The following is a 15,826-nucleotide window of genomic DNA, read 5'->3' as shown; positions in this document are numbered from 1 at the left end:
GGGTCAGACGGTGGTCGGGACGAAGACGCCCGGCGCGAACCAGCTCATGCTCACGTAGATGCCGTTGCCGTGGTCCAGGGAGCGGAGCCCGTCGTGCAGGGCCGCGACGAACGGCGCCAGCATCTTGATCCACGGCGCGGCCGGGCTCGGAATGTTGCCTCCGATCACCGCCACCGTCGTGTTCACCATGTCGGCCGAGTCGAGGATCGTGACCAGATCCTCATGGCTGAACTGCACGTGGAACCCCCACCAGTAGGCGCGGACCACGGTGCCGCCGCGGGCCTGCGCCGACAGGCCGCGGTCGCCGGCCGCGACGTCCGGGGCCACGCCGAAGAACGCGGTGGCGGACGCGGTCGAGTTGGCCAGCGCGGCCGTGCTCAGGAAGGCCGGGTCGGCGACGGCGCCGCCGACCCGCGTCTCCAGCTCCTTGGCGACCGACTCCCAGTTGCCCATGAGGTCGATCTCCGCCGCGGCCGCCCGGCGTTCCGGCCGGGCGATGACGCGGCCACCGTCGGTGGCCGGGAACAGCATCCGTTCGGTGCCCCCAGGCTCGTCCGCGGCCAGCCAGGCGTGCACGGGGAACACCCATTGCGTGATCGGCGGCGTCTGCTTGGTCACCACGATCTGGTCGACGAACCAGCCGGGCCGGCTACCACTGTTGTCGTGCTGCAGCCGGGCGGCCCGCAGGTTGCCGATGTCCTCGAGCTCGGGGTAGAACCGGTCGATCGCGCCGGCCTCGAAGTTGTCGTTCTCGTCGCCGAGCTGGACCTGGTGTGCGATACCCCGCTCCCCGTACAGGGTCAGGAAAACATCCGCGTCCGTTCCGGCGCCACTCTCGGTGCCGGTACGCACCACGATCTCGTAGCTGGTCATGTCGTGTCTCCTCGCTCGCCGGAACTTCCGGCGGTCGAGAATCAGCGTTCGGGGAAGCGCCACATCCGGGCCACATGGCCGCCACACGAGACGGCCCGGCGGTGGGTGGCCGCGGCGACGCCGGGCACGAGGCGGACCAGGCCGCCGGCGCCGGCGGGTCGACGTCGCTCCATGGGAGCAGCCGGAATTCCGTCAGAGCGATGAGGCCGAGGCGATCGCTTCCAGGCGGGCCCGGCACTCGGCGACGAAGTCAGGGTAGGTGTCCCAGTAGTACGGGATGCCGCTGGCGCCGATGAAAACGGCCCAGGCCCGCGCTCGCCGCCACGTCGCGTCGTCCAGATCGGCGGCGTTCCAGTAGGCCTCGCGGGCGGACGGCGGCAGGTCCCAGACCGGGGCGTGTTCGGCGTCCGGGAAGCCGATCGTCAGCCCGCCGAAGTCGATGACCGCCGACAGGCGCCCGTTCTGTACGAGAAGGTTCGAGGGTTTGAGGTCGGTGTGCAGCCAGACCTCGGACGAACTGGCCCGGGGAAGGGGCAGCGCGGCCGACCACAACTCTTCCAGCAGGTCGACGTCGACGGTGTCGCCGATCAGCGGGCGGCAGGCGGCGAGGGCCTTGCGGGCGTCCTCGTCGCACGGGGCCAGCTCGCCGCCCCGGTACCACCGCGGGACCGTGGCGCCTCCGGGATCGATGCTCTGCAGAGCCGCCACGAATCCGAACAGGTCACGGCCCAGAGCCGGCCCATCGGTGTCGCCGGACGGCGGGGAGCCGTCGATCCAGCGCAGCACGGACCACGCGGCCGGATAGGCGGCGGAGGGCCGGCCCGCGAACAAGGGCGCCGGGATGGGCAGCGGCAGCAGCGGGGCCAGCCGCGGCAGCCACTGTTGCTCGGTCAGCAGGGGCGCGGCCCGGGAGACGCTGCGCGGCAGGCGCACCAGGAGCTCGTCACCCAGGCGGTACATCGTGTTCTCGGTGCCGCCGCCGGCGGGGGACAGCGGCAGGGAAGCCCACCGCGGACACTGTTCCCGCAGGAGCGTACGGACGATCTCCGCGTCGATCACGATCTCGTCCGCGTGCAGTGGCATCCGAAGATCTTCTCCGCCGGCGGGGGAGGACGGCTACCTAATTTTCCGTCTCGTCGGTGATCGCCCGGTCCAGGATCTCCAGGCCGAGATCGAGCTCGCCCGTCGTCGCGGTCAGCGCGGGCGCGATCCGGAACACGCCGCCCATGCCGGGCAGCTGCACCACGTTCATGTGCAGGCCCAGCTCGAGGCAGCGCCGCGTCACGGCCTGGCCCAGCTCGTCCGCCGGCTTCTTCGTCTCCCGGTCGGCGACCAGTTCGAGGCCGGCGAGCAGGCCGCGCCCGCGCACGTCGCCGATGACCTCGTGGCGTTCCTTCAATTCGTTCAAACCCTTGCTGAGGTACGTCCCCAGCTCCGCCGCCCGGCGATCGAGAGCCTCACTCCTCAGCACGTCCAGGACCGTGGTGCCCACGGCGGCGACGAGCGGATCCGAGACGTGCGTGGTGAAGAACAGGAACCCGCGCTCGTGGGCGGTCCCCTCGATCTCGTCGGTGGTCACGACGGCGGCCAGCGGCAGGCCGGCGCCGAGCGTCTTGGACAGGGTCAGGATGTCCGGGACGACGCCGTCGCGCTCGAACGCGTACCAGTCGCCGGTGCGGCACAGCCCGGTCTGCGCCTCGTCCAGGATGAGCAGGCCGCCCCGCTCGTGGACCTTGTCGCGCAGCGCGGCCAGATAGCCCGGCGGCAGGTCGATGACGCCGCCGGAGCTCAGGATCGGCTCGACGATGCAGGCGGCCAGGCTGCCCACCGACTGCGCGTCGAACATCTCGAAGGAGAACTCCAGCTGCCGGCGCCAGTCCAGCTCGCCGTCCGGTGTCGTGAAGTCGGGGCGGTACGCGTTGGGCGTGGGGATGGCGAAGTTGCCGGGCGCGGCCGGGCCGTACCCCTTGCGGCCCGAACTGTAGGTGGCGGCGGCGGCCGCGTGGGTCATGCCGTGCCAGGACCGGGCGAACGAGATGATCTCGTGGCGGCCGGTGACCAGCTTGGCCATCCGGATCGCGGCCTCGTTCGACTCGGCCCCGGTGGTCAGCAGCAGCACCTTGCGCAGCGGATCGGGCAGCGTGGCGGCCAGCTCGCGGGCCAGGTCGACCACCGGGCGGCTGAGCATGCCGCTGAACAGGTGGTCGAGCGTGGCCGCCTGACGCTGGACGGTGGCGACCACGGCCGGGTGGGAATGGCCGAGGATGGCGCTCATCTGCCCCGAGGTGAAATCGAGCAGCCGCCGGCCCTCGGCGGTGTACACGAAGCTGCCTTCGGCCCGCTCGATGATCTCCGGCACGAACCGTCCCGCGCCGTTGTAGCGGATCAGATGCCGCTCGGCGTCTCCCCAGAAGTCGTCCATGTCCCCGACGCTGCCATCCCGCGGTGGCCGCGTCCATTTCACATTTTCGCCGTCGCTGTTAAGCACAGCCGTACAGTGACCGGTTGTGACGCTCAACCCCTGGAGGCTGCGCCTCCTGACCGAGCTTTCGGTGTACGGCACGGTGCGCGCCGTGGCGCAGCGAGGCAACCTGAGTCCGTCCGCGGTCTCGCAGCAGCTGGCGACCCTGGAACGGGAGACCGGCACCGCCCTCATCGAGCGCACCGGCCGGCGGGTGCGGCTCACCGCGGCCGGGGTGCTGCTGGCCGGCCGGGCCCGGGAGATCCTGGCCCTGATGGACGGGGCCGAGGCCGAGTTGCGCGGCCTGGCCGACGAGCCGGCCGGCACGGTGACGCTGGCCGCGTTCCAGAGCGCGGTCCACGCCCTGGCCTCCCCGGCCGTCGAGCTGCTGGCCGCGCGCCACCCCGACGTGACGGTGGTGCTGCTCGAGCTGGAACCGCACGAGAGCATGCCCGCCCTGCGCCGGGGCGACGCCGACGTCATCATCACGACCACCGACTTCGTCGGCCATTCCCTGGACCCGGCCATCGACCTGGTCCCGATCGGCGCCGACGAGGTGGTGCTGGTGCTGCCCGCGTCGCACCCGCTGGCCGCACACGACGCGGTCCCGCTGACCGCGTGCGCCGACCAGCGCTGGACGTTCGACGTGTCCGGCTCCTACATGTCCGAACTGGCCACCCGCCTGTGCCGCGAGGCCGGCTTCGAGCCCACGGTGATCTGCCGCTTCAACAACTACATGCTGGCGCTGCACCACGTGGAGAACGGCGGCTCGATCGCCCTGCTGCCCCGCCTGGCGATCGACCCCCGCTACCGGGTGGCCACCCGGCCGCTGTCCCCGCCGGTCACCCGCCGGATCACGGCCGCGGTCCGCCGCCCGGCCGCCCCGCGCCCCGAGATCACGGCGGTCCTGACGGCACTGCGCACCACCCGGGCCTGATCTCAGCCGCCGGCCGCGAAGATCCGCGCGAAGATCTCGTCGATGACGTCGCTCTTGGCCATCGTGTAGTCCCGGCGGCCCGCACCGGTCTCGCGGGCCAGACGGCGCTTGGTCGAGGCGTAGAGATCCCGGTCCTCGGGATGGGTGCGCAGCCAGTCGCGGAAGAGCCGGTGCCGGACCGTCTCGGGCGCCCCGGGCGGCCACACGTGCAGGTGCAGATCTTCGCCGGTGTCGACGAACATGCGGTGCCCGTGCCACCACGGCTCGCGGAGGATGAGCCAGTAGCCGGCTGCCTCGAGCGCGGGCACGTACCGGGACTCGTCGGCGGTGTCGGCGATGGTGAGATCGATGTCCACGATCGGCTTGGCCGCGAGGCCCGGAACCGACGTGGACCCGACGTGCTCGACAGCGAGGATCGCGTCACCCAGCACCTCGTGGAGCGCCGACCGGGCCGCGGCGTACCGGCCGGCCCAGGCCGGGTCGTAGTCGGCGATGACAACGGTCCGCCAGCCGTTCGGTGGCTCGCGAACCAGGGCGGTCGCGTTCTGTTCGGGGGTGCCGTCGAAGCGCTGCCTGACGTCCTGCGGATACTCGGCCAACTCAACCTCCCGTGACGATCAAAGTCGGCCAGCATACGACATGCGTCGATGGGGTTTGAGGTTCAGTCCGGGGTCATGTCGTACTCGTCGACGTCCAGGACCGCTCCCGTAGCCTGAGAAAGTTCAGAACCTCACGGTCGAGATGCCAGCCGAACATGTTTGCGGCCTTACCGGCGGCGCTGCTGCGATCGCGCTGCTCGGCCTCCTGCTCGTTGAAGTAGCGCACAACTTCCAGGACGGCGCCAGATTCTTCGTCCTCGGTATGTAAGCCGCTGGCCGGTGCGGCGGCTGCCGCGGACGGTGCCCGGTCATGGAACTGTGCCGATGCCTTCACGCGCTCTTCCGCCCGATCGAGGTGGGATCCGAACTTCGCCGGTTTTACGTTCGGGAACCGCTCTCGCCCCTCTGGGGCCCAGGCCGATGGTCAGTCACGCAGGCGGATGGCGAGTTCGATCTGCCACCTGGTCTTCATGCGCTCGGTGCGGGGATCGGTCAGGTAGGCCTCGTAGCGGCACGCGAACCGGTCGCCGGCCGGATCCTCCTCGCAGTCGAAGGACTCAGGGCCGGCGTGGACCCAGTCGATCAGCGCGCCGTTGGCGCGGCGGCCGTGGCCGACGTACGTCATGGTGGCGTAGCGGCCGGCGGGCAGCACGCCGGCGGTGATCCGCGGGGAGGCCGGGTCGACCGGGGTGGGAGTGACCACGCCGACCTCGACCTGCATGTCGCCGTTCATGTCGATGACGTGCAGGCGGAAGAAGGTGACGCTGTGGCCGGCGTCGTGGGCGTCCAGCCAGGCGTACAACTCCCGCATCAATTCGTCGCGGACCGCGAACATGCCCCGGAACGGGGTGGTGACACGGATGCCGACGGTGTGGCGCTCGGGCCGGTCGGTGATCGCCGGGCCGGACAGGATATCCATGCCGGTGATTAAAGCTTGTCGCACTCGTTCCGGGCGTCCTGCACGCGGATCGACAGCAGGTCGAACTGGAATGTCAGCGAGGCCTGGTGGGCGTTCTGCCCGGCCTGGGCCAGGGCCTGATAGCGGCTGTCGTCCTTGGCGGCCGAGGCGGCCAGGGCGTAGGCGGCGGCCAGGCGGTTGGTGTTGGCCAGGTCGAAGGTGTCCCGGGTCCAGGTGTCCGGCAGGCGGTCGAGGATGGCGCAGGAAGCCTGGACGTCGGCGTCCGCGTTCGACTCGTCCCCGCCGAACGATGAGCTGGCGGCCCAGACGACGCCGACCGCGAGGGCGCCCACGACCAGGCCGGCGATGCCGGTCAGCAGCAGCGGCAGGGAGCCGGTGCGGCGGCGCGGCGCCTCCTGCTCGTACAGCGGGAGCGGATCGATCGTCGCGGTGCCGCCCGCCGGGGAGTCGGTGAACAGGCCGGGGGAATACGAGGCCGGCGCGCTCGCGCCGTCGGGAGCCGCCCATGGGGAGGGAGGCTCCGGCTGCGGGGCGTTCGCCGGTGGCGTGGCCTCCGGTTGCTGCGGCGTCGTCATGGGAGAAAAGTCTTTCATGAGTGGCGGATCAGGTGGTGGCCGGTGCGCCGGCCAGATCGACCACCGCCTGGCGCAGGGCTTCGCCGCGGGCGTAGACCGAAGCGCCGGGCCCGGGCGTGGGGCGGCCGTCGATGCCGCTGTACGTGCCACCGGCCTCCCGGACGATCAGGGAGGTGGCGGCGAAGTCCCAGATCTGGCCGCCGGTCTGCACCGCCACGTCGAGGTCGCCCCGGGCGATCATCAGGGCGGGGTGGACGGGCCAGGGGATGGCCGGTGTCAGCGCCTTGATGGGGGCCACCAGTTCCTTGGCCCAGTCCTCGGGCACGACCGCGAAACGGCTCCCGGTCAGGGTCTCGGCGCCGCCGGGGCTGACGTGGACCCGGGTCTCGGCGACCACGCGGCCGCCGACCACCCGGCCCTCGAAGGCGCCGGCGCCGCGGGCGGCCCACCAGAGGCTGCCCTGGGCGGGATGGGCGGCGACGGCGGTGGTGATCTCGCCGTCCTCCTCGAGGGCGATGAGGATGAGCCAGCGGGTGTCGCCGGCCACGAACAGGGCCGTGCCGTCGATCGGGTCGATGATCCAGCGACGGCCGCCGTCGCCGGTCTGGCCCTCCTCCTCACCCAGGACGGCGTCCCCGGGCCGGGCCTCACCGAGCACCTCCCGGATGGCGGCCTCGACGGCCCGGTCGGCCGCGGTGACCACCGAGCCGTCGGCCTTGAGCTCCCGCGGAAGATCGGCCAGCGCGGCGAAATGTGGCAGGGCCACCGTCGCGCCGGTCAGGGCGGCGCGCTGGGCCAGCTGAAGATCCGTCTCCACGTTCTCATCCTGCACGGGCCGAACGTGGCGTGACCCCGACTCGCCGACATGTCACCCAGGGTTCAGCTGGCGGGGGCGTGCAGGGTCAGGGTGGTCCAGGCGCCCACGTGGACGCGGTCGCCGTCCTTCAGGGCCCGCGAGTCACCGGCGGTCAGGGGCGTCTGCTCGTCGTTGATGTACGTGCCGTTGGTGGAGCCCAGGTCGGAGACGAGCCAGACGCCGTCGACGCTCAGGGTCAGCAGGGCGTGGCTGTGGGAGACGCCGGGGTCGTCGTCGGAGAGGTCCACCTCGGGGTGGGTGCCCTTGGAGGAGCTCTTGCGCCCGATGCGGATCTGCGGCGGTGGCAGGGTGATCAGTCGTGACGTCGGCGTCGCGGGGAACTCGATGCCGTCGATGGCGTTCTCTTCGAAGTACTTGCGGTCGGCCTCGATCGTCGCCGTCCAGCCCTGTGCCGGTGCGGCCTCGGCCGCCGGCTCGGTCAGGGCGGGCACGCGGCCGGTCGAATGGTCGTAACCGCAGTCCTCGCAGAAGCGGCTCGTGCCGGCGCGCGGGGTGCCGCAGTTGGGGCAGGGGGTGCCGCCGGCGGGCGGGACCGGCGCCGAGGCCAGGTCGATGGTGGCGGACGGCGCGGGGGCGGCCTCGAAGGCGATCTTGGCTCCGCAGGTGTCGCAGAAGTCGCCGGTCTCGGAGGCGTGGCCTTTGGGGCAGGCGTACGTCGTCACTGGCCGCGACCCACCCGCACGGTCTTCGTCGAGCGCGTGTCGAGGGCCATCTCGTCGGCCGCCGCCACCTTGCGGCGCAGCCGGACCGTGCCGGTGGCCGCGTCCTCTATCTCGACGACCGTGGCCAGCAGCTCCTCCGTGGCCGTGTTGCCGCTGGCGTGGGCCAGCTGCGCGGCCCGGCCGAACTTCAGGGTGGCCGTACGGTCGTCGCCGGACTTGCGGGCCTCGATGCCGGCCTGGATCGCGTCGGCCAGCTCGGCCTGCCCGGTGTAGTGGGCCACCTGCCGGTTGATCCTCGTCGACAGCGCGGTGTCGTCCGTCCACACCGCCCGCACCAGCGACTGCGCGTGCACCGTGTCGCCCTCGACGACCGAGACCCGCGCGGCCAGCATCTCGTCGCCCGCGTTGCCGGGGGCCACGTCGACGCAGATGTGGTAGTCGCGGCTCTCCTTGCCCCACGAGCCCAGCGGGTAGCGCGCGGCCCGCGGGCCGTCCTGGACCCGCTTTCCGGTCAGGTCGGCCACCTGCGGCTCGACCTGCTTGACGAAGCGGACCGTCGAGTTCACCGGGGTCCAGACCTTCAGCTGTACGTCGGCGCTGGTCTTGCCCATGGCGTTCGTCATCATCTGCTCGAACGACGCGGCCAGATCGGCCGGCTGGGCCACGATGTCGACGGTGCCGAGCATCGCGTCCGCGATCTTGCGGAGCTCGGAGACCTTCCAGTTCGTGCCGACGCCGCGGGAGTCGACCGTGAAGCGGCCGGCGATCGAGTCGAGGACGCTCTCGAGATAGCCCTGGCGCTCGCCGTTGTCGCCGTCGGTCAGCAGGATCGCGTGCGAGATGTCGCCGGGGCGCTGGGCGAACAGCTGCGCCGCCAGCAGCAGCCACGCGCCCATGGCCGTGCCGCCGCTGGCCTGGAGCCGGTCGATCGACCAGGACGCCTCGGACCGGGTCTGCGGCGAGGCCACCGCGAGCTGGCCGGGCGCCGGGAACAGCTGCTGCGCGGTGCCGACGCCCGCGATGATCGCGAAGTGCACGCCGTCGTCGATGCAGGCCACGGCCGCCTTGGCCGCCTGCCGGGCGGCGCCGATGCGGCCCTCGGCCTGCATCGAGCCGGACGCGTCGACGATGATGATCTCGGTGGCGCCGGACGTGCGGCGGCCGCCCTCGGAACCGGACGAGGTGACGGTGACGATCGCGTTGACCTCGGCCGCGCCGAGCGCGAGGTACTCGTTCTGGAAGGCCTCGGCGGTGTACGACATCCCTACTCCTCTTGAACAGGCTGGACGGGGACCAGGGCGACAGTGATGTTGTCGGCGCCGCCGGCGTTGTTGGCGTAGTCGGTCAGGTACCGGGCGGCATTGATCAGAGTGCCGTGCTCGTGCAACCCGGTCCGGACGGCGGCGGCGAACGCGGCCGGGTCGGTCAGGTAGTTCCACAGCCCGTCGCTGCAGAGCACCAGGTGACCGGGCTCGGTGACGGTGAACGACGAGCCGCGCGGCTGCACCGAGCCGGCGTCGGCGCCGAGCCAGCCGGTGATCGCGTGCGCCTTGGGATCGCGCATCGCCACCTCGGGGTCGACACCCAGGGCGATCACGTGCGTCGCCCACGAGTCGTCCTCGGTGAGCTGCTCGGCCGGCCCCTCGGCGGGGATCCAATAGGCCCGGCTGTCGCCGATCCAGCCGTACGTCACCTCGGGCCCCCGCACCACGGCGGCGACGATCGTGCAGGCCGGGTTGGACACGGCCCGCCGCGGGTCGCCGTCGCCGGCCAGGTCGGCCACCGCCTGCTTCGCGGTCAGGATGGCCTCGCCCACGTCGCCCGAGCCGGCGAGCGCCTCACCGGCCGCGCCGGCCGCGGTGGCCGACGCCACGTCGGGGTCGAAGGAGGAGGAGACGCCGTCGCAGACGACCACGTCGACGTCGGCGCCCCGCACGGCCAGCCACATGGCGTCCTCGTTGCGGTGGTGCCGCTGCCCGCGGTCGGTGGCCGCCGCCGCGACCTCGCCGCCGTCGACCTCGAGGTGGTCGCGGGGCCGGACGGCGAGCATGCCGCACTGCCCGCAGTACCCGTCCTCGCCGACGGCGCCGGCGGCCCCGCAGTGGGGGCAGGCCGGGCCGGCGGACAGCGACCGCCCGCAGCTCTCGCAGAAGGCCGCCCCGGCAGCGCGCTCATCGGCGCACGAGGCGCACTCGGTCATCGTCATCGTGCCTCGCCGTCGTAGTGGTGCAAATTTTCAGAGAGTACGCCGTTCATGTGCGGGTCCGGGGGCGGGCCGCGTTGGCCAGGTCGACCAGCGCGATCTTGTCGGGGCCGTGCGCCGCCCGCGCCATCTCCCGATATCCCGCCTCGAGCGCGAATCGCACCTCCCGTTCGCGGACCTCGCCCGTGTGGGCCGCGCCGAGAACCGCGGCCGGCAGCTTGGCGCCACCCTTGATCGTCTCCAGGGCCTGTTCGAGCAGCTCGACCCGCAGGGCCGCCAGCTGGGCCGCCTCGACCTCGAGGCGGTCGATCAGCGCGGCCGCCGCGGCCAGGGAGTCGACGTCGGCGGCCGCGCTCGGGTGCGACTGCACCAGGGCCAGCACCGCGCCGACCTGGGAGCTGCGATAGGCCGCGGAGGTGCCGGGCACCCGGTTGTACGCCTCGACGGCCCCCGCCCGGTCGCCGGTCCTCAGCCGGCACCGGGCCAGGCCCGCGGCGGCCGCGGTGTAGGCCGGGTCGGTGCGGCTGACCACGTCGTAGTAACCGGCCGCGGCCGGGTGGTTCCCGGCCAGCTCCAGGGCCAGCCCGAGCGCCAGCTGCGGGGCCAGTTCGCCCGGCAGCGCCGCGTAGACCGCCTCGAACTGATCCCGCGCGTAGCCGTAGTTCTCCACGGCCAGCGCGAGCAGCCCGTCGTACCAGGCGATGCGCCAGTCGGCGCCCTCGCTGCGGATCAGCGCGTCCCGGGCGGCCCGGGCGTCGTCGAAGAACCCGTGCCGCAGGCCCAGGTCGATCTCGGCCCGCAGCGCCCGCAGACGTACCTCCAGGGTCTGGGCCGGCGCGCCCTTGAGCAGGGCCAGCACCTCGGCCGGGTCGGTGACGGTGACCGAGGCCAGGAACGCGGCCGACGGGTCGGTCAGGTCGATCAGCGGGGTCGGCAGGTCCTGCCAGCGGGGTTTGTCCGCCTTCAGGTCGGTGCGCAGCTCGCCGGTGAACAGCCGCGACGCCGCCGGGCGGGGCGTGCCGTCGGCCGCCAGCACCTGGCGCAGCACGCCGAGCATCTGCTCGGTCATCTCGGCCGCGTCGACGAACCGCTCGGCCGGGTCGGTGCGCGTCGCCCGTTGCAGCAGCCGGTAGTAGGACTCGTGGCGGAGGTAGACCTCGAACTCGCCGCGATCGGGCAGGCTGTCCTTGAACGTGCTCTGGTAGCCCCGGAAATCCGTGGTCAGGACGGCCAGCGTACGGCCGATGGTGTAAAGGTCCGAGGCGATCGACGGGCCCGCGGTCGCCATCTCGGGCGCCTGATAGCCGACCGTGCCGTAGATGGCGGCGTCCATGTCGTCGAAGCGGACGACGCCGCCGAGGTCGATGAGCCTCATCTGGTCGCCCGACTGGATCACGTTGTCCGGCTTGAAGTCGCAGAAGATCAGGCCACGGTCGTGCAGATAGCCGAAGGCCGGCATGATCTCGAGGATGTACGCCAGGGCCCGGTCGACCGGCAGCGGGTCGGGCCGCCGCTCCTTGAGGATGCCCTTGAGCGATTCGCCGCCCACGTACTCCATGACGATGTAGCCGGCGCCGTCGTGCTCGACGAAGTTGTAGATCTTGACGATGTTCGGGTGCTCGACCTCGGCCAGGAACCGCCGCTCGGCCACAGCCGCGGCCAGCGCGTCGTCGTCGCCGGAGTTGAGCAGGCCCTTGAGCACCACCCAGCGGTCCGAGACGTTCTTGTCGACGGCCAGGTAGATCCAGCCCAGGCCGCCGTGCGCGAGCGGTCCCACCACCTCGTACTGCCCGGCGACCAGATCGCCCTTGACCAGCTTGGGGGTGAAGTTGAACTGCTCGCCGCAGTGCGGGCAGAAGCCGGCCGTGCGCCCGTCACGGTCGCCGCGGGCCCGCCCGACCGGCTGGCCGCACTTGGCGCAGTACCGCTTGTCCTCGGGGACCTCGGCCTTAGCCATCACGGCGGTCGACGGATCGGCCTGCACGATCGGCTCGACCTCGACGAGGCCGCCGCCGAAGCGGCGCCGGGAGCCGGTGCGGGAGCTGCCGGCCCGCCCGCTTCCGGAGGTACGGGTGGAGAGCGCCCCCGTCCGGGCGGAGGGCCCGGTCGCCGCCGTCGCCGTGCGCTGCGCCGGCACGGAGGTCGGCACCGGGGTGGGCTTGTAGGAGACGGCGGACGGCGCGGTGGCCGGCGTGGTCTGCGGTGCCATCCCGCAGGTGTCGCAGTAGCCGTCCTCGATGGTTCCGGGGCAGTTCCGCTGGCACTTCATCGGCCGTTCCTCGCGATCGTGGCGGTGAGCGCGTCCTGATAGGCGTTCACGGCGGCCCGGGCCGTGGTGAGGTCGCACGGCGCCGTGTAGAGCACCGTGCGGGCCGCGTCGTGCAGCAGCACCAGCGACGGGTGCTCGCCGAGCCCGCGGCTCAGGGCCTTGGCCTGATAGGCGTCGAGCCGGCCCCGCAGCTCGTTGCGGGTGGCGAGCAGCCCCGCGTTGTGGCCGGCCGCCTCGCGCAGGGCGGCCAGGCGCTCACGGGCCCGCCGGGTCCAGTCGGCCAGCCGGGGGCTGATCAGCGGCCAGTGCCCGGCCGCGGCCAGCGCCTCGATTGCGGCCAGGTCGGGGCGCAGGTCGCCGCCGCCGACCACGAACAGGTCGCGGGGCCGGAACCGGTCGGCCGCCGCCTCGTACGCCTTCTCGGCGGCGGCCGCGGCCGAGGCGACGTCGGCCAGCAGCCGCCGGGCGTCGGCCAGGCGCTGCTCGAGGGCCGACCGCAGCTCGGCGGCCGAGGTGCGTTCGGCGTCGGCGCGGTCGATCAGGGCCCGTACGTCCTGCAGGTCCCGCTCGTCGACGCCCAGCGGATCGCCGGCCAGCGTCGCCGTGAAGGCGCCGAGCCGCCGGTCCGCCTCGGCCAGCGCCACCGCGTCGCCGCCGAGCCGCCGGACGTGGTCGAGGGCGGCCGCGGCGTCGGCGGCCGCGGGCAGCATCTTGTCCCACACCTCGCCCGCCTTGGTGGCCACCGCGACGGCGGTGGTGAACGCCCGCTCCATCGCCGAGAGCAGCTCGGCCGGCGTGCACACCGTGGTGACGTGACCGGGGCCGAGCAGGCCACGCTGGGCGAGCGGCACGACCTCGGTCGACAGCGTGATCGACTCGCCGAGCACCTCGTGGGCGAACTCGGCCCGCTCGGCGTCGCTGATCCGGCGCTGTCCGCTGATCGCCCGGGCCCGGCCGATCAGCTCGGTGAGCAGCCGGTAGCCGTCCCACAGCCGGGTCAGCGCGTCCGAGGCGTCGTTCCAGGCGGTGGCCGTGCGCCCGGTCAGCCGGGTCTTGTCGAGCTCCTTGCGGGCCGGGTTGTCGTCGAGGTCGACCAGGTTGGTGGAGATCGCCGCGACCGCCGTCTCCAGGCGGAGCAGCTCGGCCTCGGCCGCGGCATAGGTCGGCGCGGTCATCGAGACGCGGCCACCGGGAATGTGGCCCCGAGCCATTTGTCGTACGTCTTCTGCCAGGTGCCGTTCGCGCGGTTGCGGGCCAGCACCCCGTTCACGAACTGGGTGAACTCGGGATGCTGCTTCGGCATCGCCATACCGTACGGCTCCTCGGTGAACTTCTGGCCGACGACCTTGGCGTACGGGTCCTGTGCGGCCATCCCGGCCAGGATGGTGTCGTCGGTCGTGACCGCGTCGACCTCGTTGCGCTGGAACGCGACCAGGCAGTCGCCGAACGCCGCGCGGGCCACCGCGATCGGCTTCGTCTTCGCCTTCACCTTGGCGATGTTGTCGAACGACGTGGAACCCTGCACCGAGCAGACCTTCTTGCCGCCGAGGTCCTCGATCCTGGTGGCCCCTGAGCTGGTCGAGACGAGAACCTTCTGCCCGGCCTCGTAGTAGATGCTCGAGAAGTTCACGTCCTGCTTGCGTTCACAGTTCGCCGTCATGGTGTCCGCGACGATATCCACGGCCCCGGAAACCACGGACGAGACGCGCTGGTCATAGCCGATGACTTTGATCTGAATTTTGTTCGGATCGCCGAAGAGGGCGGCGGCCACCTGCCGGCCCATGTCGACGTCGAAGCCCTCGATCTCGCCGGTGAACGGGTTGCGCGAGCTGAACAGCAGCGTGTCCTGGCTGGTGCCGAGGATCAGCCGGCCGCGTTTCTGGATCGTCTCCATGTAGCTGCCGGCGGGCATCTTCCCGGCCTGCGGCATCGGGTTGAGCGGGGCCAGGCTGGCCCGCGGGTTGCAGGCCGGGGCCTTGCTCGCGCCCTGGGCCGGCGCCGGTCCGGGCACCTCGGCCAGCGGCTGCGTGGCCATGTCGCCGGACAGCGACGACGAGTCGGCCGAGCACGCGGCCAGTCCGAGGGCGAGCACGAGGGCGGTGGCGGCGGCGATGGTCCGGCGCATCAGCGGTACTCCTCCAGTCGCGCCCGCAGGCCCACGTAGGCCAGGCCGGCGATCAGCAGCGCCAGCAGCGGCCCGGCGAAGGTGAGCAGGCCGAGCCCGCCCGACGCCTCGCCGATCTCCTTGGTGAAGAACGCCTTGCGGTCCTCGAGGGCGAAGTCGAGATCGCTGCGCAGGCCCTCGAACGTCTGCGTGGTCTTCGCGCCGATGGCCAGGTCGACCGCGCCGTCGTAGTCGCCGTTGTCGTCTTTCGCCCGCACCTGGTCGTGCGCCTTGACGTACGTGCGGAACGAGTCGGCGGCCCGGTCCATGACCGTGCCGAGCTCCGGGTCGAGCCGGGCGTATTCGTTGACCAGCGGGCCGCCCCGCGCGGTGAGCCGCTCGGTGATGGCGTCGAAGTCGCTCTCGTACGCCGCGCCGCTGCCTCGCGCGGCGAGCGTCAGGGCCTCGTCGCCGCGGGCCTGCAGGGCCAGGATGCGGCTCTCGGCGATCGACGCCACCGGGCCGGAACCCTCGTCCTCGGCCAGGTCGAGGTGGGACTGCTGGTTGACGACCAGGGCGAGCGCGCCGACGCCCAGCACCACGGTCAGCGCCGTCGCGGCGACCAGCGGCACGTTGAACGTGCGGTGCGTGTGGCGGCTCAGGTAACGCTGGACCAGCAGCAGGGCGATCAGCAGCCCGGCCAGCAGGAGCAGCAGCAGGGTCATCCAGCCCAGCGCGGCGGCCGCGCCGTACCCGTCGTTGACCTCGGACTGCGCCGTGCGGAACAGGGCCCGCGCCTGCGGTTGCAGGGTCTCCCGGTTGAGTTTCGAGGCCTCGGACAGGTACGACGCCCCGACCGGCAGGCCCTGGCGGTTGTTCGCCCGCGCGGTCGCGACCAGCGCCGCGTATTCGGCGACGCCGGCGCTGAGGGTGCGCACCGCGTCGGCCGCCGTGCCCTCGGCGGGCGTGCGGCGGGCGGCCGACGTGAGCGCGGTCGTGGCCCGCTGCAGATCGTCGTCGTAGCGCACGGTCAGCGCGGCCGGTTCGAGCCCGCCCGCGAGGAACGCCTGCGCCGCGGTGGTGTCGGCGTCGGCCAGCGCCGAGTAGATCGTCTCGGCCTCGACCAGCAGCGGCTGGGCCCGCCCGCCCAGGTCGTGGGTGCCGGCCCGGGCCGACTGCCCGGCCACCGCCGCCACCAGCCCGGCCAGCAGGCCGAGCGTGAGCAGCGTGGCGAGCAGCAGCTTGAGCCGGCCGGGCGACGTGTGCCGCAGCCCTCCGACGCGTGTGAACAGGCCCGCCGGCTCGGGTCGGGTGACCAACGCTGTGCTCAAGCTGCTTTCCCCCGTC

Annotated in this window: 17 protein-coding genes; 1 reads left to right on the top strand and 16 read right to left on the bottom strand. The window is 72.4% G+C overall.

All coding sequences use genetic code 11. The features are described 5' to 3' along the window. Positions 1-3 precede the first annotated feature (3 nt). The 4 genes from ACFY36_RS12580 to ACFY36_RS12565 are packed head-to-tail and all read right to left on the bottom strand — an operon-like array spanning position 4 to position 3,295. On the bottom strand, positions 4-873 hold the full coding sequence (locus ACFY36_RS12580; protein ID WP_499746060.1) for a PLAT/LH2 domain-containing protein: 870 nt from the start codon (positions 871-873) through the stop codon (positions 4-6). Between the two features lie 41 nt (positions 874-914). Then, a complete protein-coding gene (locus ACFY36_RS12575) occupies positions 915-1,046 on the bottom strand; it encodes a hypothetical protein (protein WP_499746059.1) in 132 nt (43 codons plus the stop codon). A 19-nt stretch (positions 1,047-1,065) separates the two neighbouring features. Then, complete coding sequence (locus ACFY36_RS12570) at positions 1,066-1,956, bottom strand: aminoglycoside phosphotransferase family protein (protein WP_499746058.1); 891 nt, start codon at positions 1,954-1,956, stop codon at positions 1,066-1,068. A 37-nt stretch (positions 1,957-1,993) separates the two neighbouring features. Further along, entirely contained in the window at positions 1,994-3,295 is a 1,302-nt protein-coding gene (locus tag ACFY36_RS12565; RefSeq protein ID WP_499746057.1) for an aspartate aminotransferase family protein, read from the bottom strand. Positions 3,296-3,380: 85 nt separating this feature from the next. Here ACFY36_RS12565 and ACFY36_RS12560 point away from each other — a divergent pair, with 85 nt between their 5' ends. Then, on the top strand, positions 3,381-4,271 hold the full coding sequence (locus tag ACFY36_RS12560; protein WP_499746056.1) for a LysR family transcriptional regulator: 891 nt from the start codon (positions 3,381-3,383) through the stop codon (positions 4,269-4,271). A 2-nt stretch (positions 4,272-4,273) separates the two neighbouring features. Here the strand turns inward: ACFY36_RS12560 and ACFY36_RS12555 are convergent, their stop codons facing one another. From ACFY36_RS12555 to ACFY36_RS12500, 12 genes are all read right to left on the bottom strand, one after another. Continuing rightward, the gene (locus ACFY36_RS12555) at positions 4,274-4,870 is read right to left on the bottom strand and encodes a GrpB family protein (RefSeq protein WP_499746055.1); all 597 of its coding nucleotides are present in this window, start codon (positions 4,868-4,870) and stop codon (positions 4,274-4,276) included. A gap of 73 nt (positions 4,871-4,943) precedes the next feature. Next, the gene (locus tag ACFY36_RS12550) at positions 4,944-5,204 is read right to left on the bottom strand and encodes a hypothetical protein (protein ID WP_499746054.1); all 261 of its coding nucleotides are present in this window, start codon (positions 5,202-5,204) and stop codon (positions 4,944-4,946) included. A gap of 90 nt (positions 5,205-5,294) precedes the next feature. After that, the gene (locus ACFY36_RS12545; protein WP_499746053.1) at positions 5,295-5,789 is read right to left on the bottom strand and encodes a GyrI-like domain-containing protein; all 495 of its coding nucleotides are present in this window, start codon (positions 5,787-5,789) and stop codon (positions 5,295-5,297) included. Between the two features lie 8 nt (positions 5,790-5,797). Then, the gene (locus ACFY36_RS12540; protein WP_499746052.1) at positions 5,798-6,364 is read right to left on the bottom strand and encodes a hypothetical protein; all 567 of its coding nucleotides are present in this window, start codon (positions 6,362-6,364) and stop codon (positions 5,798-5,800) included. A 28-nt stretch (positions 6,365-6,392) separates the two neighbouring features. Then, a complete protein-coding gene (locus tag ACFY36_RS12535) occupies positions 6,393-7,181 on the bottom strand; it encodes an inositol monophosphatase family protein (RefSeq protein ID WP_499746051.1) in 789 nt (262 codons plus the stop codon). 62 nt (positions 7,182-7,243) lie between these two features. Further along, a complete protein-coding gene (locus tag ACFY36_RS12530; protein ID WP_499746050.1) occupies positions 7,244-7,903 on the bottom strand; it encodes an FHA domain-containing protein in 660 nt (219 codons plus the stop codon). After that, complete coding sequence (locus tag ACFY36_RS12525) at positions 7,900-9,165, bottom strand: vWA domain-containing protein (RefSeq protein ID WP_499746049.1); 1,266 nt, start codon at positions 9,163-9,165, stop codon at positions 7,900-7,902. Before ACFY36_RS12525 ends, ACFY36_RS12530 begins: the two co-directional genes overlap by 4 nt. Positions 9,166-9,167: 2 nt before the next feature. After that, entirely contained in the window at positions 9,168-10,109 is a 942-nt protein-coding gene (locus ACFY36_RS12520; RefSeq protein WP_499746048.1) for a protein phosphatase 2C domain-containing protein, read from the bottom strand. 46 nt (positions 10,110-10,155) lie between these two features. Next, positions 10,156-12,375 carry a serine/threonine-protein kinase gene (locus ACFY36_RS12515; RefSeq protein ID WP_499746047.1) on the bottom strand — a complete coding sequence of 740 codons (2,220 nt, stop codon included), beginning with the start codon at positions 12,373-12,375 and terminating at the stop codon, positions 10,156-10,158. Beyond that, the gene (locus ACFY36_RS12510; protein WP_499746046.1) at positions 12,372-13,550 is read right to left on the bottom strand and encodes a hypothetical protein; all 1,179 of its coding nucleotides are present in this window, start codon (positions 13,548-13,550) and stop codon (positions 12,372-12,374) included. The genes ACFY36_RS12515 and ACFY36_RS12510 overlap by 4 nt, the downstream gene beginning before the upstream one ends. Next, positions 13,547-14,500 (bottom strand): glutamate ABC transporter substrate-binding protein, encoded by a 954-nt coding sequence (locus ACFY36_RS12505; protein ID WP_499746045.1) that lies wholly within the window; start codon positions 14,498-14,500, stop codon positions 13,547-13,549. The genes ACFY36_RS12510 and ACFY36_RS12505 overlap by 4 nt, the downstream gene beginning before the upstream one ends. After that, positions 14,500-15,810, bottom strand: coding sequence for a GlnX family signal transduction membrane protein (locus tag ACFY36_RS12500; RefSeq protein ID WP_499746044.1), 1,311 nt, complete (start codon positions 15,808-15,810; stop codon positions 14,500-14,502). Before ACFY36_RS12500 ends, ACFY36_RS12505 begins: the two co-directional genes overlap by 1 nt. Positions 15,811-15,826 lie beyond the last annotated feature (16 nt).

Origin of the sequence: Actinoplanes sp. NPDC000266 (assembly GCF_042899005.1) — a bacterium.
GTDB lineage: Bacteria > Actinomycetota > Actinomycetes > Mycobacteriales > Micromonosporaceae > Actinoplanes.
This window is presented reverse-complemented; position numbering and strand designations above follow the sequence as displayed.